This is a genomic window from Pseudomonas sp. 3-2, from assembly GCF_019710535.1.
Lineage (GTDB): Bacteria > Pseudomonadota > Gammaproteobacteria > Pseudomonadales > Pseudomonadaceae > Aquipseudomonas > Aquipseudomonas pharyngis.
Genome location: NZ_CP081200.1, coordinates 1,588,938 through 1,613,716 on the forward strand (window position 1 = coordinate 1,588,938; position 24,779 = coordinate 1,613,716).

Sequence of the window (24,779 nt, forward strand, 5' to 3'; positions counted from 1 at the left end):
TAGTAACACGACGTGCCCAATCAAACCCGGCAAAGATGGCCAGAAGCCTTTATCCAGACGGGTCGGCCAGATTAATCCATGTGCCGCGCGTAATGCCGCGGGTTGAAACGCGGCACCATCAGCAGCATGAGCGCCATCACCGCCGTCAATGACCACCAGGCCCATTCGAAGCTGCCCAGTCGATCGCGAACCATCCCGGCCATCAACGGCGAGAGCCCGGCAATCAGGTAGCCGATGCCTTGTACGAATGCGGTCAGCCCGCCGGCTCGTTGCGGTTCGTCGAGGTGATCGAGGGATACGATCAGGCTCATCGGAAACAGTCCGCCGATGCCTAGCCCGAGCAGGCAGGGCCACAGCAGGCTCAGGTGCTGCGGGCTGAGGATCAGACCCAGGAATCCGGCGATGATCAATCCGAGCAGAGCGCCGAGTACCAGGCGTCGGTCACGGCTGCGATTGGCGATGGCGGGCACCACCAGCCCGGAAATCACCTCCATGGCCGTCAGAAAACCCAGCATCAGGCCGGCGTTTTGTTCGCTCCAGCCTTTTTCCACGTAGTACGGCGCCAACCAGGCGAGCACGCAGGTGTAGGACGCGGTGCCCAGACCGAAGAAGATCGCGAGCAACCAGGCGCGGGAATTCGTGAAGAAAGATTCTTTTCTGACAGCGGCCCGGGTGGTCTCCGGTGACGTGGCGCGGGTTGCCCACCACACAGGAATGGCGAGCAGTGCCAAAACCGCCCAGACCGCCAGACCTGCCCGCCAGTTGCCGGTCTCCACCATCACCCACGGTGCGAACGATGCGGCCAGCGCCGCGCCGCCCATGATCGAAGTGACGTAAAGCCCCATGCACAGCGCCACGTTGTCGGGAAACCGCGATTTGATCAGCGCTGGCATCAAGGCCTGGATCAGTGCAATGCCGATCCCGGCCAGCACGGCGCTGGCGATCAATTCCCCCGCCGAGTCGAGAAACAACCGCGACAGCGTTGCCACGCCAATGATCAGCAACGACAGCAGCACCGTGCGTTGTTCACCAAGGCGCTGGCTGACCGCCATGCCGAAGAACATCGCCAGCCCCATCGCCATCACCGGCAGCAGCGTCAGCAACGCTGCGAGGCTGAAACACAGCGGTATATCGCCGCGAATGGCCGAGAGCAAAGGCCCCACCGCCGCCATCGACGGGCGCAGGTTGAGGGCGACCAGGATGATGCCGAGCATCAGCCAGAGGGCGGGGCGGGCAGCGGCGCGAACGTTTTCCATCTTCAAACCTTTGAACCAGAGACTGTCGATTAGGCGGGCAGGCGAGCGGGGCGGCAAATCAGAAAGTCGGGAGCGCTATCGAGAAATTCGATACGGCGTTTTCGTTGCCCGCGACTGAACCACAGCTGAATCATTCTCAAATACGCTGCAAGTTTCATGGTTATTTCATGGGCCAACTAATCGTTGGCTTCTTTTTCACAAAAAATTGATGGTTGCCTGCATAAAGTTTGTGTGGTCTGAGTCAATGAAATTTTCACAATTGACGACGGCACTTATTTCAAGGAAATCGCCCCTCGCCATGTTCAAGTTAAAAGCCGTGCGCCCGGAATGGGTGACGTTGTTTGCCAGCGCCTTTCTTTTGACCGGATTCAATTTCGTTCTCTGGCAACACCTGTTCGACATCACCGCTGCGGACGGCAAGGGCATTGCCATGCGCATTGCGTTCGGGGTGATGATCTTCGCGGCGTATAACATCGTGTTGACGTTGCTGGCGTTTCGACCCGTATTGAAACCCGTATTGACGTTGTTGTTCATGGTCAGTGCCGGCGTGGCGTATTTCATGAGCCAATACGGGGTCATGATCGATGCCGGCATGTTTCGCAACTTTGCCGAAACCAATGCCACGGAAGTTCGCGACCTGCTGTCTTTGAAGTTGCTGGCTTATATCGTTTTTCTGGGTGTCTTGCCGTCCTGGTTGTTATGGAAAGTTCCAGTCAACTATCGTCGCTGGCATCGCGAGTTATTAAGCAAAGTTGTGGTGAGTGTCGCGTCGGTTGCCGTCATTGGCGGCGTGGCGCTGGCCAACTATCAGGGGTTGTCCTCGCTGTTTCGCAATCACCACGAAATTCGCCTGATGCTGGTGCCGAGCAACTACATCGGTGCTTCGGCCGGTTATCTGCGCGAGCAGGTGGCTTCGGCGCAGCAACCGTTTGTCACGATCGGCGAAGACGCCCAGCGCAATGCCGCCGTGCAGAATCATCCGCGCAAATCCCTGACGGTGCTGGTGGTGGGGGAGAGTGCCCGGGCGGAAAACTTCGGCATCCTCGGTTATAACCGCGACACCACGCCGAAACTGGACAAGGAAGCCGGCCTGATCGCCTTCACCGACGTGCATTCCTGCGGCACGGAAACCGCTGTGTCGGTGCCGTGCATGTTCTCCAACATGGGCCGCAAGGATTACGACGCCAGCAAGGCGAAGAATGAGGAAGGGCTGCTGGACGTACTGAAACGGGCCGGGATCGACGTGATCTGGCGCGACAACCAGTCCGGCTGCAAGGGCACCTGCGATCGCGTCACCCTGCAGGACGTCAGCAACCTGAAAGACCCGGCGCTGTGCGCCAACAGCGAATGCCGCGACGAAATCCTGTTGCAGGGCCTGCAAAGCTTCATCGATCACCTGGACAAGGACACCGTGCTGGTCCTGCACCAGATGGGCAGCCACGGCCCGGAGTATTTCAAGCGTTATCCAAAGGAATACGAGCACTTCACCCCGGTATGTGAAAGCAATGCGCTGAACAATTGCAGCCGCGAGAGCATCGTCAACGGGTACGACAATACGCTGGTGTACACCGACCATGTGTTGTCGAGCCTGATCGACGTACTGCGCAGCAATCAGGACAAGGTCGATACCGCCATGCTGTACCTGTCCGACCATGGCGAATCCCTGGGCGAATACAACCTGTTCCTCCACGGCACGCCGTACATGCTGGCGCCGGAGCAACAGAAACACGTAGCGATGCTGGCGTGGTTCTCCGACAGCTATCAGAAGTCCTACTCGGTCGACACCCATTGCCTGCAAATGAGCCGCGACAAGCCGCTGAGCCAGGACAATCTGTTCCACTCGATGCTCGGTCTGCTGGAGGTGCAGAGCAAGGTCTACCAGCAGGATCTCGACCTGTTTGCCGGCTGCCGGGGCGCGGTGATCGACGGCGTGTTGGCCAAGGACTGAGCCGGCAGACTCACTCTGTAAGACTATTCTTTCCCTCAGGCAGGAGATTTCATCAAGCTCTTGCCCTGTAGAGGCGCGGAAAGCGCCGGTGGCGATATATACTGCGCGCCATTCTTGAAGGGAGAGCCGTGTGGCCATCGATATTCACTGGATTCGCGACAACGATAGCCTCGCGCAGTTTTGCGCCGAGTGGCAGCAGCTGCCGTTCGTTGCCCTCGACACCGAATTCATGCGGGTCGACACCTTCTACCCGATTGCCGGGCTGTTGCAGGTCGGCGACGGCAAACGCGCCTACCTGATCGACCCGCTGACCATCAACGCCTGGCAACCCTTGGCCGCGTTGCTGGAAAACCCGGCGGTGCTCAAAGTCCTGCATGCCTGCAGCGAAGACCTTGAAGTCCTGCTGCGCCTGACCGGCAGCCTGCCGGCGCCGCTGTTCGACACGCAACTGGCCGCTGCCTACCTGAACCTCGGGTTCTCGATGGGCTATTCGCGTCTGGTGCAGGAAGTGCTCGGCATCGAACTGCCGAAGGGTGAAACCCGTTCCGACTGGCTGCAGCGTCCGTTGTCCGACACGCAAATCAGCTATGCCGCCGAAGACGCCGTGCATCTGGCGGAGGTTTTCGTACAACTGCGTCCGAAACTGTCCGACGACAAATACGCCTGGGTACTGGAGGATGGCGCCGAACTGGTTGCCAACCTGCGCCGCGAGACCGATCCGTACGAGGTGTATCGCGAGGCCAAACTGGCGTGGAAACTGTCCCGCGCCCAACTGGCCGTGCTGCGTGAGCTGTGTGCCTGGCGTGAACGCGAAGCCCGCGCCCGCGACTTGCCGCGCAACCGCATCGTGCGTGAGCATTCCCTGTGGCCGCTGGCCCGGACCCAACCGGACAACCTCAGCGCGCTGGGCAAGATCGAAGACATGCACCCGCGTACCGTGCGTCAGGACGGCGAGTTTCTGCTTGATCTGATCAAGCGCTCTGGCAGTGTGGGGCCTGATCAATGGCCGCCAGCCGTGCCGGAGCCGTTGCCGATCGAAGCCGCCGCGCTGATCAAACAGCTGCGGGCGCTCGGTCAGGCTGAAGCGGAACGTCTGGGCATCGCGCCGGAACTGATGCTGCGCAAGAAAACCCTCGAAGCGCTGGTCAAAAGCGGCTTCCCCGAGGGCCCTTACCAATTGCCTGATTCGCTGCGTGGCTGGCGCCGCGAATTGATGGGCCAGAAGCTGCTCGACAGCCTGGCCACCGCCGGAGAACAGCCTTGAAACGTATTTGTTCCATTTATCAAAGTTCGAAGAAAAGCGGCATGTACCTGTACGTGCTCAAAAGCGATGCGCTGGAGCGCGTGCCGGAAGGCCTGATGGCGGCGTTCGGCAAGGCGAAGCATTCCTTCGATCTGGTGCTGACCCCCGAGCGCAAGCTGGCCAGCGAAGACATCGCCGTGGTCCTGGAAAACCTCGAAAAGCAGGGCTATCACCTGCAAATGCCACCGGCCGAGGAAGAGTACATCGAACACTTGCCCGAAGAGTTGCTGCGACGCAACGATCCGGTCTGATCCGCGAGGCCCTGTCCTGGGCCTCTGGTAACCCCTGGAACGGTTTTTACGGCGACGGCTGCCACGAAGTGGACGGCCGCCTGCACGGTTTGCGAAAGGTTTGAAGATGCGCGTTCTGATTGCTGAACACGACCACGCGATATACGCCCGACTGCTGCGTCAGGCGGCCCCCGAGCTTGAAGTGCTGACCAGTGGCGACTCCGCCGAACTGGCTCGCCAGGCTGCTGATTGCCCGGTGTGGCTGGGCCAGCCGGATCTGTTGGCGACCCTGTTGCGTCAGGGCCACGAGCCACAATGGCTGCAATCGACCTGGGCGGGCATCACGCCGCTGCTGGCCGACGGCCTGCGCCGGGATTACCGCCTGACCCGGGCGGTCGGCATTTTCGGTCAGGTCATGGCCGAGTACGTGCTGACCTACATGCTCGGCCACGAGCGCGAAGTGCTGGCGCGGCTGGTCAGCCAGGTCGAGCGCAAGTGGGACAACCGCACCGGCCAGAGTCTGGTCGGACGAAAGGTGCTGATCGTCGGCACCGGTGACATCGGCCAGAGCGTGGCGCAGTTCCTGCTGCCGTTCGGCGTCGAGTTGTATGGCATCGCCAGCAGCGCCCGCGAACAGGCGCCGTTTGTCGAAGTCGGTTCGATGGCGGACTTGCCGCGTCTGGTCGGCGAAGTGGATTACGTGGTCAACCTGCTGCCCAACACCGAGCACACCCACGACATCTATGACGCTGCGCTGTTCAAGCAATTCAAGCCGACCGGGTTGTTCATCAACGCCGGGCGCGGTGTGGCGGTGGTCGATGCAGATCTGGTCGAAGCATTGAAGGAAGGCCATCTGGCCGGCGCGGTGATCGACGTCTGCCGTCAGGAGCCGCTGCCGCAACGGCATCCGTTCTGGACCGCGTGGGGCTTGCTGCTGACCGGGCACAGCTCGGCGCCGACCTCGCCGCCGATGATGGTGCAGTTGTTTCTGGACAACTTGCGGGCGTATCAGGCGGGAGAGGCGTTGCGCGGGGAAGTGGATTTCGCACGCGGTTACTGATTCACCGCAGTGAAAAATGTGGAAGCGGGCTTGTTCGCGAACGCGGTTTGTCAGTCAGCCAAGTCGTCGACTGGTAAGCCCTCTTCGCGAGCAAGCCCGCTCCCACAGTTCGTTTTGCAGTGTGGCTTAGAGGGTGAAATCGCCTTCAGCCGCCAGTTCGCTCAGCGGACGACGCGGGCTCGGCGTTTCCCGTGCTTGCAGGTATTCGGCCAGGGTTGCCTTGTCCCCCAGCTTGCCCACCGCCACGGCGGCATGCAGCGCGTAACCTTGCGGAATGTTCAGCTCCTTGCGGGTCAGTTCCTGATCGAAGCCGGCCATGCCGTGGGTGTGCCAGCCGCTCAGGCTCGCTTGCAGTGCCAGATGGCCCCACGCCGAACCGGTGTCGAAGGTGTGCCACAGCGCTGGCGTTTCTTCGGTGGCGCCCGGTGCAGTGAAGGTGGTTTTCGAAATCACGATCACCAGCGCCGAAGCGTGCTGTGCCCAGCTGCGGTTGAATTCATTGAGCAGGCCCAGGTAACGCTCCCAGTTCGGCGTGTCGCGACGGGCGTAGAGAAAACGCCACGGCTGCGAGTTGTACGCCGATGGCGCCCAGCGTGCAGCTTCGAAGAAGCTCAGCAGGGTTTCTTCCGGGATCGCTTCGCCGGTGAAGGCGCGGGGCGACCAGCGATCGGTGAACTGCGGGTGAATGGCGTATTCGGCAACGCGAGGGTTGGCACTCATCGAAAGATTCCTTGCTACGTTTGAGGACAGGTTGGAAGCGAAACCCGGCGGGATCAGTTGGGCTGAACGATGGGGTTGTGGCGCAAGCCTGCAGTTCACCGGATGCGACGCGGTCGAGCGTTAATGGCATCCGGCAAAGGCCTGGTGTGACCGGCAAAGCTACTTGGCCGTGCAAAAACTGACAAGCCCTGCACAACCGGCAGTCGCCAGCGCTTGGATCACGGGGCCTTGGGCACTAGACTGGCGGCCTTTTCACCACCTGATGTTGATGCTTGAGCCATGGCCGCCAAAGTCGAACCGTTCTGGATACGCAAAACCCTCGATCAACTCGATCACGAGGAATGGGAATCGCTGTGCGACGGTTGCGGCCTGTGCTGCCTGCAAAAGCTCGAGGATGAAGAAGACAACAGCGTCTATTACACGCGCATCGCCTGCAAACTGCTGGACCTGAAAACCTGCCAGTGCAGCGATTACCCGAACCGCATGCAGTTTGTCCCGGACTGCATTCAGCTCACTCCGGGCCAGGCCGAAGCGTTCAAATGGCTGCCGCCGACCTGCGGTTATCGGCTGGTCAGCGAAGGCAAGGACCTGCCGCTGTGGCATCACCTGGTCTGCGGTGATCGCGACGCGGTGCACCACGAACGGATTTCCCAGTCCGGGCGCATGCTCGCCGAAGGCAGCGTGCCGGAAGACGACTGGGAAGATCACCTGATTTTCCGCGCAGGTTAACGATTGACCAAGGAGCAGGTATGGCGACGGGATTGCGCCGGGCGCTGATCGTCACGCTGCTGGCGCTGAGTGCGCCGGTGTGGGCGGCGAAGAAAGTCGATCTGGATTATCAGGTACGCCTGCTGCCGCAGAGCGATCAGGCCGAAGTGCGCCTGACCCTCGCCAAGGGCGAAGCGGTGCGCAGCCTGGATTTCGACCTCGGCGATGGCAGCCACTACAGCGACTTCAAGGCCGACGGCCAGTGGCAACTGACGCCGGGCAAACCGGCGCGCGGGGTCTGGCGCCCGACGGCGGACAAGGCCAGCCTGACCTACCGCGTACGCATCAGCCACGGCCGCAAGAACGGCAGCTTCGACACGCGCATGACCCCGACCTGGGCGCTGATGCGTGGCGATGAACTGGTGCCGCCAGCCAGGCTCGATCAGCAGGACGGCATCGAGCTGGTCGCGCGCCTGCACTTCGAATTGCCCGACGGCTGGAAGAGCGTCGAAACCGCCTGGCCGCGCATCGGCAAGAACAAATTCCGTATCGACAATCCGTCACGCCTGTTCGACCGCCCGACCGGCTGGATGCTCGCCGGCCACCTCGGCAGCCGCCGCACGCGGTTGGGGGAAACCGAAGTCACCGTGGCCTCGCCGCAAGGGCAGGGCATGCGCCGGATGGACGTGCTGACGCTGCTGACGTTCGTTTGGCCACAGGTGCAGGCGGTGTTTCCCCGCCATCCGAGCAAACTGCTGATTGTCGGCGCCAACGACCCGATGTGGCGCGGCAGTCTGGCGGCGCGGGAGTCGATCTACCTCAACACACGGTTGCCGCTGGTCAGCGAAAGCGGCAGCAGCGCACTGGTGCGCGAACTGGCACAGGTGTTCGGACGGATCAACGACGAGCAGCGCAGCAACTGGATCAGCGAAGGGTTCGCCGAGTATTACGCCATTGAACTGGTGCGCCGTGCCGGCGGCATGAGTGACGAGCGTTATCAGAGCTTGCAGGCGAAACTGACCAAGGACAGTCAGAAAGTCACGACCCTGCGCGGCGAGCAGATCAGCCCGGCGCAGCTGTCGAAAGCGGTGTTGCTATTGCAGGAGCTGGACGGCGAGATTCGCCTGAAGACCCGCAACAAGCGCTCGCTGGATGATGTCCTGCGCGGGGCGATGCATCTGGGGACGGTGGACACCAAAGAGTTTGTGCAACTCGCCGAAAGCGTTCTCGGCGAGTCGTCCAAGGTCCTTGATAGCGGGTTGCTTCGGTAGCGGTCAAACCCCGGCTTTCGGCGATTTCACCGAGTCATTGCCGGTCACGGTGGCGGTGTTGGTCGCCGCCTCGGCATTGGCCTTGAGCTTGCTCAGTTCTTCACCGGCTCGCTCGATCTTTGCCCGCACGTTGTTCATGTCCTGACGGCTTTTCTCCAGCAGGCTTTTCACCGAGCTGTGGCCGGTGATGCCGCGGGCCATGGCCACGCCGCCAATCGCCACCTGAATCAGCCCGAATACGCCGCCACGGCGCAGGCCCTTGCCGACCATGATCACGCCGCCGGCCAGCGAACCGATGCGCTCCCAGCCTTCGACGTTCTGCTCGGGACGGCTCTGAAACGGGGTGGATTCGATACGTTCGACGCGTTTGAGCTCGGTCATGATCTTTCTCCAGGCAATGAGTAATGGATAAACAAGCTGACTGCGCAGGCGGTCAGCTCGTTCCATCGGATGTGCGGCGTTTCAGCGGAATTTCGGTCCGGAGCGGGTGTTCAGGCCTTTGGCCATGCGGTCGTAGAGCACGACGTTGACCGTGGCGGCGAGGTTCATGCAACCGGTGGTCGGGATGTACACGACGTCTTCGCACCAGTCGCGGATCTCCTGATCCAGCGAGCCGTCTTCTGGGCCGAAGATGTACAGGGCGCGATCCGGGTGGGTGTATTCCGGCAGCGGGCGGGCGCCGTCGACCAGTTCCACGGCAACCGGGACGCAATTGAGTGGCAGGATCTTTTTCAGGTCGTCGATGCCGATCAGCGGGATGTCGTAGTGCACGCGCTTGGTATCGGTGACGAAATCGGCGGCGCGCTCATAGCGCTTGCCGGTGTAGAACACGGTCGACACGCCGTAGCAGCCTGCGGCGCGCATCACCGAACCGACGTTTTCCGGTGATTTGGGGTTATACAAACCAATGCAGCTGTACCGTTTGTCTGCCACGAGCGGGGTGCCTTCGGGAAAAAGAGGGCGATTATACGGGGATTGGGGGAGGGCGGGCAGATTCAGGACAGATCGTTCCCACGCTCTGCGTGGGAATGCCTCAATGGACGCTCTGCGTCCGCTTTGGGACGCGGAGCGTCCCGGGCTGCATTCCCACGCGGAGCGTGGGAACGATCAGAGTTGGGGAACTCAGTCTTCTTTCTTCATCAGCCCGGCCAGCGCCGCAAACGGATTGTGTGTGGCCTTGGCGATTTTCGGCGTGCTCAGCGAGCCTTCGCCGAAGTACTGCTGGTCGGTGTAGCGCGAGTGTTCGTTGTCGTGGCAGTACAGGCACAGCAGCTCCCAGTTGGAACCGTCCTGCGGGTTGTTGTCGTGGTTGTGGTCGCGGTGATGCACGGTCAGCTCGCTCAGGCGCTTGCCGGAAAACTCACGAGCGCAGCGGCCGCACACGTGCGGGTACATCTTCAGGGCCTTGTCGCGGTAGCCCATTTCCTTGTCGCGCTGGTTGTCGGCGAGGATGCGATCCAGCTTCGAGGTGTTGGTCGGGGTGGACGAACTCATGGGTTCACCTTTGTAAAAAGACTAATGACGGTTATGACGCAAGTTTAGCTCAGCCCTTGAGCTTCTCGGCAATCCAGATCGTGTGGCGCGTGCCCTTGTTGCCGTGGGCGAAGACTTGCACTTCCTCGGCCTTGAAACCGGCCTTCTTCAATTTGTCTGAAAACTGCCGGTCGGCGCTGGCCGACCACACCGCCAGCACGCCTTTGGGCCGCATCGCTTTGGCGCAGGCGGCCAGGCCTGCGGCGGAATACAGCCAGCTATTGGCCTTCTGGGTCAGGCCTTCGGGGCCGTTGTCGACGTCGAGCATGATCGCGTCGAAGCCGTTCGGCTCACTTTGCAGCACCTTGGCTACGTCTTCCTGACGGATCACCGTGCGCGGGTCGAGCAGCGGGCGCCCGGACTTTTCACCGAGCGGGCCGCGGTTCCACTCGACCACGCCGGGCACCAGCTCGGCGACCACCACTTCGGCGCTCTTGCCCAGATGCTTGAGCGCGGAGGCGAGGGTGAAACCCATGCCCAGGCCACCGATCAGCACGCGCGAGTTCGGCCGACCGGCGACCTTGCGGCACGGGATCTCGGCCAGCGCATCTTCGGAACCGTGCATGCGGGTGTTCATCAATTGGCCGCCGTCGCCGCCCTGGATCTTGATGACGAAGTCCTCGCCATACTCGAACAGGCACAGGGCGCCACCGTTGTCAGGGATCGGCGTGGTGTCGAGCAGAACGAAACGTTTCATGGAAATCTCTACAGGGGGGAAGGCAAGCCGGCGCGTTGGGAGTAGCCTGAAGGCAGACTTCAGGCCAACGGAGCCCTTGATGAAGCGCACCATTCTAACGGTCATTACCCTGGCCGCGCTCTCGATAACTGCCGTACAGGCGCAACAGACGATTCCCGTCAGCCCGACACCGCAACCGGGCTCGCCCGGCACGGCGACGCCAACCCCGTATCCGCAGATCAGCCCGGTGCCGATTCCCAAGGCCGGCCCCGGCAGTGGCGGCCCGCCACTGGTGCCGATCGAAATGCCCAGCCCGCCGACCAAGGATCAGCCATTGCCGGGCCTGGAACAGAACGACAGCAAACCCAAATCCCCGGGGGGCTAGATCTGTTGGGCGGCGAGCTGGCCGTCGGCCATGCGCAGGCGTTTGGACAGGGAGACGGCGAGGGCGCGGATGATCTTGGCGGCGATCTTCGGCGCGTCGTTGAGCATTTTTTCCAGCGAGTCCTTGCCGAGGTTGAGCAACTGACAGTTGCTCGCCGCCACGCAAGTCGCTGAACGGCGTTCGCCGTCGAGCACGGCCATTTCACCGAACGCCCGGCCGCTGCGCAGGGTGGCCATGGTCACGACCTGGCCGTCGCCGCCGGTTTTCTGCACGGCCACCTGGCCGGTGTGGATGATGCACATGAAACTGCCGGCATCGCCTTCGCGAAAGATCGCTTCGCCTTCAGCCACGGTGCTGATGCTGAAGTAACCCGAAGCGGCGGCGAAATCCGCCAGTTGCAATTGATCGAACAGGCCGCAGTCCATCAGCCAGTCGCGGATTTCGTTGTTCAGTAGGGTTGGTTCTGACATGTCATGCGGTCTTTTTGTTGTGTCGGGTGGCAGGCTCGCCACCGGGGGCCGATCTGCTTATCGGCTCCCGGTGCCCGGAATTAAGACCTGACTGACCGGCGGAGTTCCTCAGGCAATGCCCAGAACCTTGAAAACAAATGCATATTCGAGCGCTACGTCACGTAATCCCTGATAACGCCCGCTCATGCCGCCGTGGCCGGCGCCCAGTTCGGTCTTGAGCAGCAATGGATTGTCATCGGTCTTGGTCGCACGCAACTTCGCCACCCACTTGGCCGCTTCCCAATATTGCACGCGGCTGTCGTTGTAGCCGGCGATCACCAGTGTTGCGGGATACGCCTGTGCAGTGACGTTTTCGTACGGCGCATAGGCCTTGATCCGCTCGTAGACTTCCGGCTCTTCGGGATTGCCCCACTCGTCGTATTCGGTGACGGTCAGCGGCAGATCCGGGTCGAGCATGGTGTTGAGCACGTCGACGAACGGCACTTCGGCAATCGCCACACCGAACAGGTCCGGACGCTGATTGAGCACCGCGCCGATCAGCAGGCCACCGGCGCTGCCACCACTGATCGCCAGCTGTGGCGCGGTGGTGATGCCGTTGAGGATCAGGAATTCGGCGCAGGCAATGAAGTCGCTGAAGGTGTTGTGCTTGTGCTCCTGCTTGCCGGCGCGGTACCACGCTTCGCCCAGTTCACCGCCGCCGCGAACGTGGGCGATGGCGAACGCCATGCCGCGATCCAGCAGGCTCAGCCGCGCGTGGGAGAACCACGGATCGAGGCTCGAACCGTAGGCGCCGTAACCGTACAGGTACAGCGGGACTGGTTTGCCAACCATTTCCCGTTTCATCACCAGGCTGATCGGCACCTGGGTGCCGTCCGGCGCGGTCGCCCACAGGCGCTGACTGACGTAGGCGTCGGCGTCGAACGGGCCGAGCACCGGGGTTTCCTTGAGCACAGTCTGTTCGCCGGTGGCGAGGATCAATTGCCGAACCTGAGCCGGACGGTTCAGCGCTTCATAGCGCAGGCGAATGCGGTCGCTTTCGAATTCCAGGCTGTTTTGCACATAGAGGCTGTAGGCCGCGTCCGGCAATTGCACGCGATAAGGCGCCAGACCGTGTGGGCGAACTTCGATGATCGGCAGACCACCTTCGCGCAGGCTCAGCGTCAGGGCTTCGGCGTTGAGGGTCACGCCATCGAGCATCACCGAATCGCTGTGCGGGATCAGGTTCTGCCAGTCGGCTTCGCTCGGTGCGATGCCGGTGTCCGGCGCCTGATACAGGGCGAAGTTGATGCCGTCGCGGTTGGTGCGGATGAACCAGGTCCATTCACCATCGAGTTTGCCGTGATCGACGTCGTATTCGTGATCCTCGACCCGTGGCGCCAGGCAAGTGAATGGCTGGTGCGGCTGATGGGCGTCCAGCGCCCAGACTTCGCTGGTGGTCTTGCTGCTCAGCGACAACAGCAATTGCTGCTCGGAGCTGGCGCGGTAGCAATGCAGGAAGAAACGCCCGTCTGGCTCGTGGAACACCTCTTCGGCGGCCGTGCCGTCGAGGCGATAGCGGAACAGCTTGTGCGGGCGATGGGTGTCGTCGAGCACGCCGAAGAACAGGGTCAGGCTGTCATTGGCCCAGGTCATGCTGCCGTCGCAGTCCTGGAATTCCAGTTCGCTGACACGCTCGCTGGATAATTCCTTCACGAACAGCGTGTAAATCTCGTCGCCCGAGGCGTCGACGCTGTAGGCCAGACGCTGGTGATCCGGGCTGATGCTGAAGGCGCCGAGGGAGAAAAAGCCGCCGTTGGCCAGGGCGTTCGGATCGAGCAGCAGTTGTTCGCGGCTTTCGTCGAGGGTCAGGCTGTCATCGGCCGGGCGCGGGCAGCGGTAGTGACGGGCATATTCGTCACCCGCTGTGGTGCGGGTGTAATACAGGTACGGGCCCCATGGCGAGGGGAGGGACAGATCGGTTTCGAGGATCCGGCCCTTGATCTCTTCGAACAGGGTTTCGCGCAGCTCGGCCTGATCGGCGGTCTGTGCCTGCTGGTAGTCGTTTTCAGCCTTGAGGTAGTCGAGCACCGCGTCGGTGTCGCGTTCCTGCAGCCAGGCGTACGGGTCGTGACCGGCGGCCTTGTGGGCAATCGGGGCGCTGCTGACGTTGGCGGATACGGGCATGGAAAGCTCTCGGACATGACAAATAAGGGCCGCACGGACGGCGGGGAAGCCTGACGTGCGAAAAGTCGTTACTATAAGCGCCTCTTTGCCTGCCTTGCCATGGACACCATGACCGAGAACGACTATCTGATCGCCTGGGGCCTTTACGCCTTTGCCGCCGTGGGCTGCCTGCTGGTGTGGATGCGCATGACCCGCTGGATGTGGCGCTGGCTGCGTGAGCCGCTGCGTGTGTTGATGGCGGTGTTGCTGTTCAGCCCGACCATCATTGACCCGGTGAAGGAAAAATTCGCCCCGGCCATCGCCATCACAGCGCTGGATCTGGCGTTCAAGGTCGGCAACAACGCCTGGCGCGCCATTTCCGAACTGCTCATGTACGCCATGATCGCATTCGGCCTGTACCTGATTTTCGTGCTGATCCGCCTGCCGATCGAACGCGCCTCCAAGGCCCGCCGGGAGCAGGCTGAAGCCGCCCGCGCAGCGGCCCGTGCCGATGACGAGCGCGACGCCGATCAACCGTTCGGCGGTGCCGGCGATGACCGCTACGGTCGCCCGCCGGTGCCGAGCAATCCGCAGCGCATGCGGGTCGAGCCGCGTCTGTAATCACGAGAGTCCGCACATGTGTGAATTACTGGGCATGAGTGCCAACGTGCCGACCGACATCGTGTTCAGCTTCACCGGGCTGATGCAGCGCGGTGGTCGCACCGGGCCACATCGCGACGGCTGGGGCATTGCCTTCTACGAAGGGCGCGGGTTGCGCCTGTTCCAGGACCCGGCGGCCAGCAGCGAATCGGAAGTGGCCAATCTGGTGCAGCGCTATCCGATCAAGAGCGAAGTGGTCATCGGCCATATCCGTCAGGCCAACGTCGGCAAGGTCTGCCTGTCCAACACCCACCCGTTCGTCCGCGAACTGTGGGGGCGCAACTGGTGCTTCGCGCACAACGGTCAACTCGCCGATTTCACCCCGATCAAGAGTTTCTACCGTCCGGTCGGCGATACCGACAGCGAAGCGGCGTTCTGCGATTTGCTCAATCGGGTACGTGCAGCGTTTCCGGAACCGGTCGATATAGAAGTGCTGCTGCCGGATCTGGTCGCGGCCTGCGCCGAATATCGCAGCAAAGGCGTGTTCAACTGCTTGCTCAGCGACGGCGACTGGCTGTTCTGCTATTGCTCGACCAAACTGGCGCAGATCACCCGACGCGCACCGTTTGGTCCGGCACGGCTCAAGGACGTCGATGTGATTGTCGACTTCCAGGCCGAAACCACGCCCAACGACGTGGTCACGGTGATTGCCACCGAACCCTTGACCGAAAACGAAACCTGGACCCGCTACGAACCGGGCCAATGGAGCCTGTGGCGACGCGGCGAATGCGTCAGCCAAGGCACGACCGAATAAGGATTGCACCCCCATGTTGCTCAGTTATCTACGGCTGGTGTTGTTTGCGGCGGGCCTGTTGATCGGTGTCCAGGTGCCGGGCTTCATCAACGATTACGCCAAGCGGGTCGAAGCGCACCTGATCGAGGCGCAGACCGGTCTGCGCGGCTTCCAGGGCACCGCCGAGCAGTTTTTCAAGGGTGATATCCAGGCGCTGGTCGCCCACTATCGAGCCAGCGAAGATCCGGTGTTTCGCAGCGATGCCGACAGCCTGAGCACCTTGCTCAACCGTCAGCTGGCGCTGGACAAGCAATTCCAGGCGATGCAGGGCCCGTGGTACATCCGCTTCCTGCAAGTGGTGCTGGCCGCCGACCCGGACATCCGCAAGGAAACCTGGAATGGCTACAGCTACCAGATCCTGCTGACGCCGGAAGCGATGATCTGGGGCATGAGCGGCGCGATGTTGCTGTCGTTCGGCCTTGAATGCCTGTTCCGTCTGATCGACTGGGTGGTGCTGGGCGGCAAGCGCCTGCGCCAGAGCCGGCCGATCGAAGACCGGGATGTGCGCGGGCTCTGAGCCTCAACGGATACTCCGCGCTGGGCTTGCGAGGGACGCGGAGCGTCCCGGGCTGCATTCCCACGCAGAGCGTGGGAACGATCAAGGGGCGAGCACGACGTAGTTCTCGCCCACCTTGCGCGCATATTCCTCCAGCACCTGCTGACACAGCGTCACAATCTCCTCGACCCATTCCACGCCGACCCGCCACGACACCACCACCTGCAGGTTCGGCGGACGCTGTTCGATGTCAAGCAGGGTCAATTCCCCTCGCGCCAGTTCCTCGGCCACCAGTACCGGCGGCAACGCGCCAATACCGAATCCGTCGCGCAACAGACGGGTGATCGCCGATACCGAATTCACACAGTTCAACCGTGGCGCCAGCACGCCCTGGGCCTGCATCAGCGCCAGAATGTCCTGATGCGGCCGGGAGTTTTTCGAGTAGGTGATGATCCGTTCCTGCGCCAGGTCGGCGAGGCTTTGGTAGTCGCGGTTGTAGATCGAATGGCTGGCGACGATCCAGCCGATCGGGTGGCTGGCCAGCTCCAGGCTGCGCACGCTTTCCTGGCGCACCAGGTCGGTTTGCAGGATCAAATCGAGAAAGCCTTTTTGCAGCTGATCGCAGAGGTTCAGCGAGGTATCCGCCACCAGCTCGATTTCCACCCGAGGGTACAGATCGGTCATCTGCGCCACCAGCGGGCTGAGCCAGGTGTGGATCACCGTGTCCATCACGCCGATACGTACCCGGCCGACCTTGCTCGATCGGGTCTCGATCGACTGCTTCAGCGCCTGCATCGTGTCGAGCATCTGCTCGGCATAATCCAGCACTTTCAAACCTTCGGGCGTCAGACTAACGCCGCGTGAATCACGCAGGAACAGCTTCACCCCGAGCTCGCCTTCGAGCACCGCGATCCGGCTGGAAATCGAAGCCTGGGTGGTGAACAGCTTGTCGGCGGTCAGGCGAAAACTTTTCAGCCGGGCGACCCAGACGAAGGTTTCGAGAAACTTCAGGTTCATGGCAACAAATTTTTCTTATGTCTTGGGCGGGTTTTTATTCGTTGGACGCGACCGGGTGACGCACCCAAGAATCGACGCATCCGGTTCCCACGATAGGCGTCGTCGGAGCTTCGAACAAGACCAATAAAAGCCTGCGGAGACATGCCATGAGTGCGCCCGACACCCTCGACCTCCCCAAGACTGCGGCCCGTCCCGGCCCGTTCGACTGGTATCGCAACATCAATCAGCAGGAGCGCCGGACCTTCTGGAGCTGCAAGATCGGCTACGGTCTGGACGGCATGGACACCCAGATGCTCAGCTTCGTGGTGCCGACCCTGATCGCGATGTGGGGCATCACCACCGGCGAAGCCGGCCTGATTCACACCAGTACCCTGATCGCTTCGGCCATCGGCGGCTGGGTGGCGGGGATTCTCTCCGACCGCATCGGCCGCGTGCGCACCCTGCAACTGACGGTGCTGTGGTTTGCCTTCTTCACTTTTCTCTGCGGCTTCGCTCAAAACTACGAACAGCTGCTGATCGCCCGCACACTGATGGGCTTCGGTTTCGGCGGCGAGTGGACGGCTGGCGCCGTGCTGATCGGTGAAGTGATCCGCGCCAAGGATCGCGGCAAAGCGGTGGGCATGGTGCAATCCGGCTGGGCGCTGGGTTGGGGGCTGACGGCGATTCTCTATGCGCTGCTGTTCTCGGTACTGCCGCCGGAGGATGCCTGGCGCGCACTGTTTATCCTCGGCATCGTGCCGGCGGTGTTCGTGATTTTTGTCCGGCGTCTGGTGAAAGATCCGGAGATTTATCGCGAAGCCAAAGCCAAGCAAACCCCGGACAGCCCGTCGAAGTTCTACGAGATCTTCGCCCCCGGCATGCTCTTCACCACAATTCGCGCCTCGTTGCTGACCACCGGCGCCCTCGGTGGTTATTACGCGATCACCTCCTGGCTGCCGACTTTTCTGAAGAACGAACGCGGTTTGAGCGTACTCGGCACCGGCGGTTATCTGGCGATGGTGATCATCGGTTCCTACGTCGGTTATGTGATCAGCGCCTATTTGACCGACCTGCTGGGCCGCAAGAAGAACTTCATCCTGTTCGCGGTCGGCTCGTTCACCATCGTTCTGCTCTACACCCAATTGCCGGTCAGCAACGGCGTGATGCTGTGGCTGGGTTTCCCGCTGGGCTTCTTTGCGTCGGGGATTTTCAGTGGCATGGGCGCGTTTCTCACCGAGCTGTTTCCAACCCGGATTCGCGGCTCGGGGCAGGGCTTCTGCTACAACATCGGCCGGGCACTGGCGGCGTTGTTCCCGCTGTTGATCGGGTTGCTCAGCCAGAAAGTGCCGCTGAGTGTAGGCATCGGTGCCTTTGCGGCAGTGTCCTACGGCGTGGTGATCCTCGCGGCATTGAGCCTGCCGGAAACCCGTGGCAAACAACTGGACGCGCAGTAACTGATAACCTGCGGGACACTGTCTGTCCCACAGCAAAAAAAGAAAAGAACTACAGGAGTGTTCACCGTGAGCCGCCTGCTATTGAACTGTGACATCGGCGAGAGCTTCGGCAGCTGGACCATGGGTCTGGACGCGGAAGTCATGCCCTTCATCGACTGCGCCAACATTGCCTGCGGTTTCCACGCCGGCGACCCGAGCATCATGCGCAAGACCGTCAGCCTGGCCCTCAGTCATGGCGTGCAGATCGGTGCGCATCCGGCCTATCAGGATCTGGTGGGGTTTGGCCGGCGCTCCATGGCCTACACCGCCCAGGAGCTGCAAGACATCCTGCATTACCAGATCGGCGCCCTCGACGGCATTTGTCGTGCCCAGGGCGGGCGGGTCAGTTACGTCAAACCCCACGGCGCGATGTACAACGACATGATGGCCAACCCGGCACAGCTGCGAGCGGTGATTCAGGCCGTCGCGGCTTACGATCGCAGCTTGCCACTGATGCTGATGGCCACCCGCGATAACACGGCCGCGAAACAGCTTGGCGACGAATACGGCGTGAGCCTGTGGTTCGAAGCCTTCGCCGACCGCGCCTACGACAGTGCCGGCCGACTGGTTTCGCGACAACTGCCGGGCGCGGTGCATCACGATTCCGAAACCATTATCGGGCAGGCGCTGACCATCGCCCGTGGCGACAACCTCACCGCCAGCGACGGCAGCGCGCTGCACCTGCAAGCCGACACGCTGTGCGTGCACGGTGACAACGCCAGTTCAGTGGCGGCCGTGCAACGCATTCGTCAGGCCCTGAACGAGCAGAGCGCGCCATGAACCCGCGGGTGGAAGTGGTGGCGCTGGATTGCCTGATGCTGCGCTTGTTCGATGAAATCGCCGAAGCCAACATGCCGTGGATGCTCGCCGCCAGTGAGCGGCTGCGCGCGGTGTTCGGCGAGCATTTGGTCGATCTGGTGCCGTCGTACACCACGTTGATGGTGCATTACGATCTGACCGCGTTGAGCCCGAATCAGGCGCGGGAGTTGATCGCCGAAGCGCTGATCGACCTGTCGCCGAATGCGCACACCGACGTCAAGTGTCATGTGTTGCCGGTGTGGTACGACCTGAGCGTCGGACCGGAATTGAGTCTGCTGTCACAACGAAGCGGTTTGGCGGTGGAAGAAGTGATCCGCCGTCACAGTGCTCGTGAATATCAGGTGTTCGCCCTAGGCTTTGCGCCGGGTTTCGCGTTCATGGGGCTGGTGGAAGAAATTCTCGCGGCACCACGTCTGAATACCCCACGCAAGAAAGTCGCCGCCGGCAGCGTCGGCATCGCCGAGCGGCAGACAGCGGCGTATCCGGTGGTGTCTCCCGGTGGCTGGAACCTGATCGGGCGTACGCCGGCAAAACTGTTCGACCGTGAACGCGATGGCTACAGCCTCATGCAGCCCGGCGATACCGTGCGTTTCGAAGCGGTGAGTCATGCCGAATTCATCCGTCTGGGCGGTGATGACACGCCTCTGGAGGCCCTGGCATGAGCCGACTGACGATTGAAGCGAGTACGCCGCTGTGCCTGTTGCAGGATGCCGGGCGGTTTGGCGTGCGGCATCTGGGCGTGACTCAGGGCGGCGCGGCGGACTGGCGGTCGATGGCCTGGGCCAACTGGCTGCTGGGCAATGACCTGGATCTGCCGGTGATCGAAATCACCCTCGGCGGGTTTACGGTGGTGGCGCAAGAGGATTGTCTGCTGGCAATGGCTGGCGCGGATCTTGGCGCGCAGATCGAAGGTGAGGGGTTGGCGCCGTGGCGCAGTTTCAAACTGCGCAAAGGGCAGACCTTGAAGTTCACTCAGCCGTTGCTGGGCGCGCGGGCCTATCTGGCGGCGCCCGGCGGTTTCAGTGCGCCGAAAGTGCTGGGCAGCAGTGCTACGGTGGTGCGTGAGGAGCTTGGCGGTCTTGATGGTTTTGGATTGCCGCTGGCCAAGGGCGCTTCGCTGAGTTATCAGGGCGAAACCCTGTTGGTGCGTGAGGTTCCGGCGGAGCATCGACCGGACCTGCGCCTCGACGCACCGCTCGATCTGGTGCTCGGCGCGCAAATCGGTCAGTTCAGCGGGCAGAGTCTGTTCGATGCCTTCAACCGTGCCTGGACGCTGGACAGTCGCGCCGATCGCATGGGTATTCGTCTGTTGGGCACGGCGTTGCAGTATCAGGGCAAACCGATGATTTCCGAGGGCATTCCTCTGGGTGCTGTGCAGGTTCCGCCGGACGGGCAGCCGATCGTGTTGCTCAATGATCGGCAGACGATTGGCGGCTATCCGCGATTGGGCGCGTTGACGCCGTTGGCGCTGGCTCGACTGGCGCAGTGTCTGCCGGGGGCGAAGGTCAGGTTGCGCCCGGTGGTGCAGGAAGTGGCGCACCGGGAGCATGTCGAATATCTGCGGCGCTTTACTTGATCGTTCCCACGTCGAGGCGTCGAACCGTCTGCGTGGGAATGCCGCTCGGGACGCTCCGCGTCCCAGTGACGCAGAGCGTCACTTGATACGTTCCCAGGCATACCGTTCGACGTGGGAAGAATCCGGTTACTTGGACAGAAACCGCATCCCTTCTTCCAGCCCGCGCAACGTCAGCGGATACATCTGGTCCTCGATCAAATCCCGCACGATATTGGTCGACGAGGTGTAGCCCCACGTATCTTTGGGGTACGGATTGATCCAGATGAGCTTCTTGTACTTCTCCATGAAGCGCTGCATCCACACGTAACCCGGCTCTTCGTTCCAGTGCTCGACGCTGCCGCCGGCCTGGGTGATTTCATAAGGCGCCATCGCGGCGTCACCGATGAAGATCACTTTGTAGTCAGCGCCATACTTGTGCAGCAGGTCCTGGGTCGACGTGCGCTCGGAAGTGCGGCGCATGTTGTTCTTCCACACCGATTCATAAATGAAGTTGTGGAAGTAGAAGTACTCCAGATGCTTGAACTCGGTCTTGCAGGCCGAGAACAGTTCCTCGCAGATCTTCACGTGGGCGTCCATCGAGCCGCCGATGTCGAACAGCAGCAACAGCTTCACCGTGTTGCGCCGTTCCGGGCGCATCTGGATGTTCAGCAGGCCGGCATCCTTGGCGGTGTGGTCGATGGTGCCGTCGATATCCAGCTCTTCCGCCGCGCCCTGACGCGCGAATTTGCGCAGGCGGCGCAGGGCGACCTTGATGTTACGGGTGCCCAGTTCAACGGAGTCGTCGAGGTTCTTGTACTCGCGCTGATCCCAGACTTTCACCGCTTTGCCCTGGCGCTTGCCGGCATCGCCGACCCGGATGCCTTCCGGGTTGAAACCACCGGAGCCGAACGGGCTGGTGCCGCCGGTGCCGATCCATTTGTTGCCGCCGGCGTGGCGTTCCTTCTGTTCTTCCAGACGTTTCTTGAACTCTTCGATCAGCTTGTCCAGACCGCCGAGGGATTGGATCTGCGCACGTTCCTCGTCGCTCAGCGAACGCTCGAATTCCTTGCGCAGCCAGTCTTCGGGGATCAGCGCCTGCAAGTGATCGTCGAGCTTTTCCAGGCCATTGAAGTAGGCGCCGAACGCACGGTCAAACTTGTCGAAATGCCGTTCGTCCTTCACCAGAATCGCCCGCGACAAGTAGTAGAATTCGTCCATGTCGGCGAAGGTCACGCGCTGTTTCAGTGCGTTGATCAGGTCGAGCAGCTCGCGCACCGACACCGGCACCTTGGCTGCACGCATTTCATTGAACAGGTTGAGCAACATGGCGTCAGCCTCTTAGCGGGTGCCGCGACGGCTCATGAACGCCAGGCGCTCAAGCAGTTGCACGTCCTGTTCGTTCTTCACCAGCGCACCGGCCAGCGGCGGGATGGCTTTGGTCGGATCGCGTTCGCGCAGCACCGCTTCGCCGATGTTGTCGGCCATCAGCAGTTTCAGCCAATCCACCAGTTCGGAGGTCGACGGCTTCTTCTTCAGGCCCGGCACCTTGCGCACGTCGAAGAACACGTCCAGCGCTTCGCTGACCAGATCCTTCTTGATGTCCGGGTAGTGAACATCGACGATTTTCTGCAGGGTGGTGCGGTCGGGGAAGGCGATGTAGTGGAAGAAGCAGCGGCGCAGGAAGGCGTCCGGCAGCTCTTTCTCGTTGTTGGAGGTAATGATGATGATCGGACGTTTCTTGGCCTTGATGGTCTCGTCGATCTCGTAAACGTAGAACTCCATCTTGTCGAGTTCCTGCAACAGGTCGTTGGGGAACTCGATGTCGGCCTTGTCGATTTCGTCGATCAGCAGAATGACCCGCTCTTCGGACTCGAACGCTTCCCAGAGCTTGCCCTTCTTCAGGTAGTTGCGCACGTCGTGGACTTTTTCATTGCCCAGTTGCGAGTCGCGCAGACGGCTGACCGCATCGTACTCGTACAGGCCCTGATGGGCCTTGGTGGTGGACTTGATGTGCCAGGTGATCAGCTTGGCGCCGAACGATTCGGCCAGTTGCTCGGCGAGCATGGTCTTGCCGGTGCCCGGTTCGCCCTTGACCAGCAGCGGCCGCTCCAGGGTGATGGCGGCGTTGACCGCCAGCTTCAGGTCATCGGTGGCGACGTAGGCCTGGGTGCCTTCGAACTTCATCTGCTAATCCTCGAACGGTAACGCCGACCTGAACGGGCAGGGCGGGGGCGAAATAATCGGATGCCCGACTATAACGCGCGGCCCGGTCGACTGTGAACGCAGACGGCTTATTCAGTCTCTGAATGGGGCGTCACATGTTGACTCAGTTTCGGCACGAGGCCAGTATTCCAGGTATCGCCGATTTGGCGATAGCCTTCGGGCATGACTACCAAATACCGATTTCGCGAAAAATACCGCATTCAGTTGCGCGAGAAGGATCACCCGCCACCCCATGTTCACCTGACCGGTGGTGGAGTGGATGTGATGCTGAGCCTGGAAACCGTCGAGGTCATGATGGGCAAGGCACCGCCACTGATCGTCAAGGAAGCGTTGGCGTGGGTTTCGGCCCATCAGACGCAATTGCTGGAGGACTGGAAACGATGTTACCCATGAAGCGGCCACGATTGGCCGCAGTGCAGGCTGTTGGCGATGCTTGCCTGTCGCTGACCTTTATTGATGGCCAACGGCTGAACCTGGACTTGAGCCGCGATCTGCAAACCTATCCGGGGCTCGCTCCGCTACTGGACGCTGAAGTGTTTGCAACCGCTGAGTTGGGTGACGACGGCTGGAGCGTGGAGTGGCTGGAACCGGATATCCAGATTGGTGCCGATACCTTGTATCGGGACGCGCTCGCGCAAAATGCGCCGGACGAAAACACACGGATTTTCATGGATTGGCGCGCTCGCACCGGACTACCGTTGAATGAGGCGGCCGAAGCATTGGGTGTCAGCGCCCGCAGCATCAGTCGCTACAGTAATGGTCGGGAAGCGGTGCCGCGATCATTGGCCCTGGCCTGTCTGGGTTGGGATTCGTTGCAAGAGAAGCCTGCACTGATCGCGGCAGAGGTTAACGGGCGTTACATCGTCAACCGTAAAACTTAGCCCGCGTCCGGCTTCGGCCGTTCATACCGGGCATTGAAGGCCTGGATGAATCCGTTGCGCAAAATCTGCAAAAACGCTTCGAACGCGTTGATATCTTGCTGGTGCACGCTGCCGCTGAGTTCGACTCGGGTGGCAAACTGGTTTTTGCCCTGGTTTTTCAGCACGGTTTCCGTGCCGCCGACCAGTGCTTCCCAGATCGAGCGGAAGATCCCCTTGTTCTTGTTCTCGACATCTTGCTGCCAGTTGAACACGTCCACGTCGCGCAGCAGCGGTTTGATGTAGCCCTTGAGCTGGCCCTTGTTGGCGGCGGCTTCGATGACCACGTCGCCGTGGCCGGCGTTGAAGTCGAATTTGCCGTAGGCCGAGGCGAAATCGTTCATGCGCTTGAGTTCGATGTCGCGGGCCCGCAGGCGAAATTCGAAGTCTTCGAAATTGCTCAAGGGGTCGAAGGTGGCTGTGGTTTCCAGCGGGGCATGCCCCAGCAGCAGAGCCTTGCCTTCGAAGCGAGCGTCGCGTTTGCCCTCCTTGTCGACCACGTTGGTCAGGTTATAAATGCTGGCGTCGACGTTGGTTGCATTCATGTTTACCGGTGGTTTGGAGTTGAAGTTGCGAAAGCTGATCCGCCCATCGCTGATCTGCACTTCGTCGAGCGTGATAGGCAACAGTTTGCCCAGTTGCTCACGCCAGTCGGTGCCCTGACCGGTCTGGGAGTTCTGCTTGTTGGCACCACCATCGACGAAGTTCACCTGAGGTTTAAAGAATTTCACCTGTGCCACGACAGCATGGTCGTACCAAAGCGAGTGCCAACTGACAGACAGGTCGATAACCGGCGCATCGACGAACGGCACCGGCACCTTGCCGTCGGCCTTGACGATTTTCAGGCCATTGATCTTGTAGGCCCCGCGCCAGAGCGCCAGGTCCACGTCAGTGATCTGGCCGCGGTAGTCGCCCATGTTGGCCAGCTTGTCATTCAGATAGTCGCGCACGAGGTAGGGCAGGGCGATGTGCAGGGCGACCAGTAATACAACGAGAGTGGCGAAAATCCACAATGGCCAACGGTAGCGACGCTTCATGGCAGCAAATTCCGAACGGTATAAAGCGATTGACTGCCGCCTGCCGCAGACGTTCGGCCCGACTGGACTGACAAGAGCAACAGGCTTA

At 61.4% G+C, this 24,779-nt stretch carries 28 protein-coding genes; 16 read left to right on the top strand and 12 right to left on the bottom strand.

Annotation, left to right across the window (positions count from 1 at the left end):
- Nucleotides 1-71: 71 nt before the first annotated feature.
- Entirely contained in the window at nucleotides 72-1,256 is a 1,185-nt protein-coding gene (locus K3819_RS07190; protein ID WP_221398925.1) for a cyanate transporter, read from the bottom strand.
- A gap of 298 nt (nucleotides 1,257-1,554) precedes the next feature.
- Here K3819_RS07190 and K3819_RS07195 point away from each other — a divergent pair, with 298 nt between their 5' ends.
- The 4 genes from K3819_RS07195 (at nucleotide 1,555) to K3819_RS07210 (ending at nucleotide 5,797) form a co-directional block, all read left to right on the top strand.
- A complete protein-coding gene (locus K3819_RS07195; protein WP_221398926.1) occupies nucleotides 1,555-3,204 on the top strand; it encodes a phosphoethanolamine transferase in 1,650 nt (549 codons plus the stop codon).
- 130 nt (nucleotides 3,205-3,334) lie between these two features.
- Nucleotides 3,335-4,468 carry a ribonuclease D gene (gene rnd, locus K3819_RS07200; RefSeq protein WP_039772643.1) on the top strand — a complete coding sequence of 378 codons (1,134 nt, stop codon included), beginning with the start codon at nucleotides 3,335-3,337 and terminating at the stop codon, nucleotides 4,466-4,468.
- Nucleotides 4,465-4,758, top strand: coding sequence for a YcgL domain-containing protein (locus K3819_RS07205; protein WP_007958052.1), 294 nt, complete (start codon nucleotides 4,465-4,467; stop codon nucleotides 4,756-4,758). The genes rnd and K3819_RS07205 overlap by 4 nt, the downstream gene beginning before the upstream one ends.
- Before the next feature lie 106 nt (nucleotides 4,759-4,864).
- Nucleotides 4,865-5,797 (top strand): D-2-hydroxyacid dehydrogenase, encoded by a 933-nt coding sequence (locus K3819_RS07210; RefSeq protein ID WP_085648592.1) that lies wholly within the window; start codon nucleotides 4,865-4,867, stop codon nucleotides 5,795-5,797.
- 126 nt (nucleotides 5,798-5,923) lie between these two features.
- Here the strand turns inward: K3819_RS07210 and K3819_RS07215 are convergent, their stop codons facing one another.
- On the bottom strand, nucleotides 5,924-6,517 hold the full coding sequence (locus tag K3819_RS07215) for a nitroreductase family protein (protein ID WP_103386836.1): 594 nt from the start codon (nucleotides 6,515-6,517) through the stop codon (nucleotides 5,924-5,926).
- Between the two features lie 279 nt (nucleotides 6,518-6,796).
- On the opposite strand from K3819_RS07215, the gene K3819_RS07220 reads away from it, so the two are divergent.
- Together K3819_RS07220 and K3819_RS07225 are read left to right on the top strand one after the other, a co-directional pair.
- Nucleotides 6,797-7,246 (top strand): YcgN family cysteine cluster protein, encoded by a 450-nt coding sequence (locus tag K3819_RS07220; RefSeq protein WP_085611599.1) that lies wholly within the window; start codon nucleotides 6,797-6,799, stop codon nucleotides 7,244-7,246.
- 20 nt (nucleotides 7,247-7,266) lie between these two features.
- On the top strand, nucleotides 7,267-8,496 hold the full coding sequence (locus tag K3819_RS07225) for a hypothetical protein (RefSeq protein WP_221398927.1): 1,230 nt from the start codon (nucleotides 7,267-7,269) through the stop codon (nucleotides 8,494-8,496).
- A gap of 3 nt (nucleotides 8,497-8,499) precedes the next feature.
- Here the strand turns inward: K3819_RS07225 and K3819_RS07230 are convergent, their stop codons facing one another.
- The 4 genes from K3819_RS07230 to K3819_RS07245 form a co-directional block, all read right to left on the bottom strand.
- Nucleotides 8,500-8,877 carry a DUF2892 domain-containing protein gene (locus K3819_RS07230; protein ID WP_039772634.1) on the bottom strand — a complete coding sequence of 126 codons (378 nt, stop codon included), beginning with the start codon at nucleotides 8,875-8,877 and terminating at the stop codon, nucleotides 8,500-8,502.
- A gap of 81 nt (nucleotides 8,878-8,958) precedes the next feature.
- Nucleotides 8,959-9,429: an RNA methyltransferase gene (locus tag K3819_RS07235; protein ID WP_007958066.1), complete on the bottom strand. Its 471-nt coding sequence runs from the start codon at nucleotides 9,427-9,429 to the stop codon at nucleotides 8,959-8,961.
- Nucleotides 9,430-9,618: 189 nt separating this feature from the next.
- Nucleotides 9,619-9,990 carry a YajD family HNH nuclease gene (locus K3819_RS07240; protein ID WP_007944009.1) on the bottom strand — a complete coding sequence of 124 codons (372 nt, stop codon included), beginning with the start codon at nucleotides 9,988-9,990 and terminating at the stop codon, nucleotides 9,619-9,621.
- 49 nt (nucleotides 9,991-10,039) lie between these two features.
- Nucleotides 10,040-10,726: a hypothetical protein gene (locus K3819_RS07245; RefSeq protein WP_011332930.1), complete on the bottom strand. Its 687-nt coding sequence runs from the start codon at nucleotides 10,724-10,726 to the stop codon at nucleotides 10,040-10,042.
- A gap of 79 nt (nucleotides 10,727-10,805) precedes the next feature.
- On the opposite strand from K3819_RS07245, the gene K3819_RS07250 reads away from it, so the two are divergent.
- Nucleotides 10,806-11,090, top strand: coding sequence for a hypothetical protein (locus tag K3819_RS07250; RefSeq protein WP_039772629.1), 285 nt, complete (start codon nucleotides 10,806-10,808; stop codon nucleotides 11,088-11,090).
- Here K3819_RS07250 and K3819_RS07255 read toward each other — a convergent pair.
- Both K3819_RS07255 and K3819_RS07260 read right to left on the bottom strand, forming a co-directional pair.
- Entirely contained in the window at nucleotides 11,087-11,560 is a 474-nt protein-coding gene (locus tag K3819_RS07255; protein ID WP_007956482.1) for a cyclic nucleotide-binding domain-containing protein, read from the bottom strand. The two genes, K3819_RS07250 and K3819_RS07255, sit on opposite strands and share 4 nt — an antisense overlap.
- Before the next feature lie 108 nt (nucleotides 11,561-11,668).
- Nucleotides 11,669-13,723, bottom strand: coding sequence for a S9 family peptidase (locus K3819_RS07260; RefSeq protein ID WP_085611596.1), 2,055 nt, complete (start codon nucleotides 13,721-13,723; stop codon nucleotides 11,669-11,671).
- A gap of 99 nt (nucleotides 13,724-13,822) precedes the next feature.
- On the opposite strand from K3819_RS07260, the gene K3819_RS07265 reads away from it, so the two are divergent.
- Genes K3819_RS07265 through K3819_RS07275 form a run of 3 tightly spaced genes read left to right on the top strand, consistent with a single transcriptional unit; the run spans nucleotide 13,823 to nucleotide 15,672 of the window.
- A complete protein-coding gene (locus K3819_RS07265; RefSeq protein ID WP_039772625.1) occupies nucleotides 13,823-14,323 on the top strand; it encodes a hypothetical protein in 501 nt (166 codons plus the stop codon).
- A 16-nt stretch (nucleotides 14,324-14,339) separates the two neighbouring features.
- Nucleotides 14,340-15,116, top strand: a complete 777-nt coding sequence (locus K3819_RS07270) for a class II glutamine amidotransferase (protein WP_025110635.1) — start codon at nucleotides 14,340-14,342, stop codon at nucleotides 15,114-15,116.
- A 13-nt stretch (nucleotides 15,117-15,129) separates the two neighbouring features.
- The gene (locus K3819_RS07275; protein WP_011332934.1) at nucleotides 15,130-15,672 is read left to right on the top strand and encodes a DUF2937 family protein; all 543 of its coding nucleotides are present in this window, start codon (nucleotides 15,130-15,132) and stop codon (nucleotides 15,670-15,672) included.
- Nucleotides 15,673-15,753: 81 nt separating this feature from the next.
- Here the strand turns inward: K3819_RS07275 and K3819_RS07280 are convergent, their stop codons facing one another.
- The gene (locus tag K3819_RS07280) at nucleotides 15,754-16,668 is read right to left on the bottom strand and encodes a LysR family transcriptional regulator (RefSeq protein WP_085611595.1); all 915 of its coding nucleotides are present in this window, start codon (nucleotides 16,666-16,668) and stop codon (nucleotides 15,754-15,756) included.
- A 146-nt stretch (nucleotides 16,669-16,814) separates the two neighbouring features.
- On the opposite strand from K3819_RS07280, the gene K3819_RS07285 reads away from it, so the two are divergent.
- From K3819_RS07285 to K3819_RS07300, 4 genes are all read left to right on the top strand, one after another.
- Nucleotides 16,815-18,101 (top strand): MFS transporter, encoded by a 1,287-nt coding sequence (locus tag K3819_RS07285; RefSeq protein WP_064594172.1) that lies wholly within the window; start codon nucleotides 16,815-16,817, stop codon nucleotides 18,099-18,101.
- Between the two features lie 66 nt (nucleotides 18,102-18,167).
- The gene (locus K3819_RS07290; RefSeq protein ID WP_221398928.1) at nucleotides 18,168-18,920 is read left to right on the top strand and encodes a 5-oxoprolinase subunit PxpA; all 753 of its coding nucleotides are present in this window, start codon (nucleotides 18,168-18,170) and stop codon (nucleotides 18,918-18,920) included.
- A complete protein-coding gene (gene pxpB, locus K3819_RS07295; protein WP_221398929.1) occupies nucleotides 18,917-19,621 on the top strand; it encodes a 5-oxoprolinase subunit PxpB in 705 nt (234 codons plus the stop codon). The genes K3819_RS07290 and pxpB overlap by 4 nt, the downstream gene beginning before the upstream one ends.
- Nucleotides 19,618-20,535: a biotin-dependent carboxyltransferase family protein gene (locus tag K3819_RS07300; protein ID WP_221398930.1), complete on the top strand. Its 918-nt coding sequence runs from the start codon at nucleotides 19,618-19,620 to the stop codon at nucleotides 20,533-20,535. The genes pxpB and K3819_RS07300 overlap by 4 nt, the downstream gene beginning before the upstream one ends.
- A gap of 126 nt (nucleotides 20,536-20,661) precedes the next feature.
- On the opposite strand, the gene K3819_RS07305 is transcribed toward K3819_RS07300, so the two are convergent.
- Nucleotides 20,662-21,840 carry a VWA domain-containing protein gene (locus K3819_RS07305; protein ID WP_016771218.1) on the bottom strand — a complete coding sequence of 393 codons (1,179 nt, stop codon included), beginning with the start codon at nucleotides 21,838-21,840 and terminating at the stop codon, nucleotides 20,662-20,664.
- A gap of 12 nt (nucleotides 21,841-21,852) precedes the next feature.
- Nucleotides 21,853-22,698 (bottom strand): MoxR family ATPase, encoded by an 846-nt coding sequence (locus tag K3819_RS07310; RefSeq protein WP_007911294.1) that lies wholly within the window; start codon nucleotides 22,696-22,698, stop codon nucleotides 21,853-21,855.
- A gap of 201 nt (nucleotides 22,699-22,899) precedes the next feature.
- Between K3819_RS07310 and K3819_RS07315 the strand changes: the two genes are divergently transcribed.
- Together K3819_RS07315 and K3819_RS07320 are read left to right on the top strand one after the other, a co-directional pair.
- The gene (locus K3819_RS07315; protein ID WP_064594177.1) at nucleotides 22,900-23,130 is read left to right on the top strand and encodes a DUF4160 domain-containing protein; all 231 of its coding nucleotides are present in this window, start codon (nucleotides 22,900-22,902) and stop codon (nucleotides 23,128-23,130) included.
- The gene (locus tag K3819_RS07320; protein WP_085611592.1) at nucleotides 23,118-23,618 is read left to right on the top strand and encodes a helix-turn-helix domain-containing protein; all 501 of its coding nucleotides are present in this window, start codon (nucleotides 23,118-23,120) and stop codon (nucleotides 23,616-23,618) included. Before K3819_RS07315 ends, K3819_RS07320 begins: the two co-directional genes overlap by 13 nt.
- Here K3819_RS07320 and K3819_RS07325 read toward each other — a convergent pair.
- A complete protein-coding gene (locus K3819_RS07325; RefSeq protein WP_085611591.1) occupies nucleotides 23,615-24,691 on the bottom strand; it encodes a DUF748 domain-containing protein in 1,077 nt (358 codons plus the stop codon). The genes K3819_RS07320 and K3819_RS07325 overlap by 4 nt on opposite strands.
- Nucleotides 24,692-24,779 lie beyond the last annotated feature (88 nt).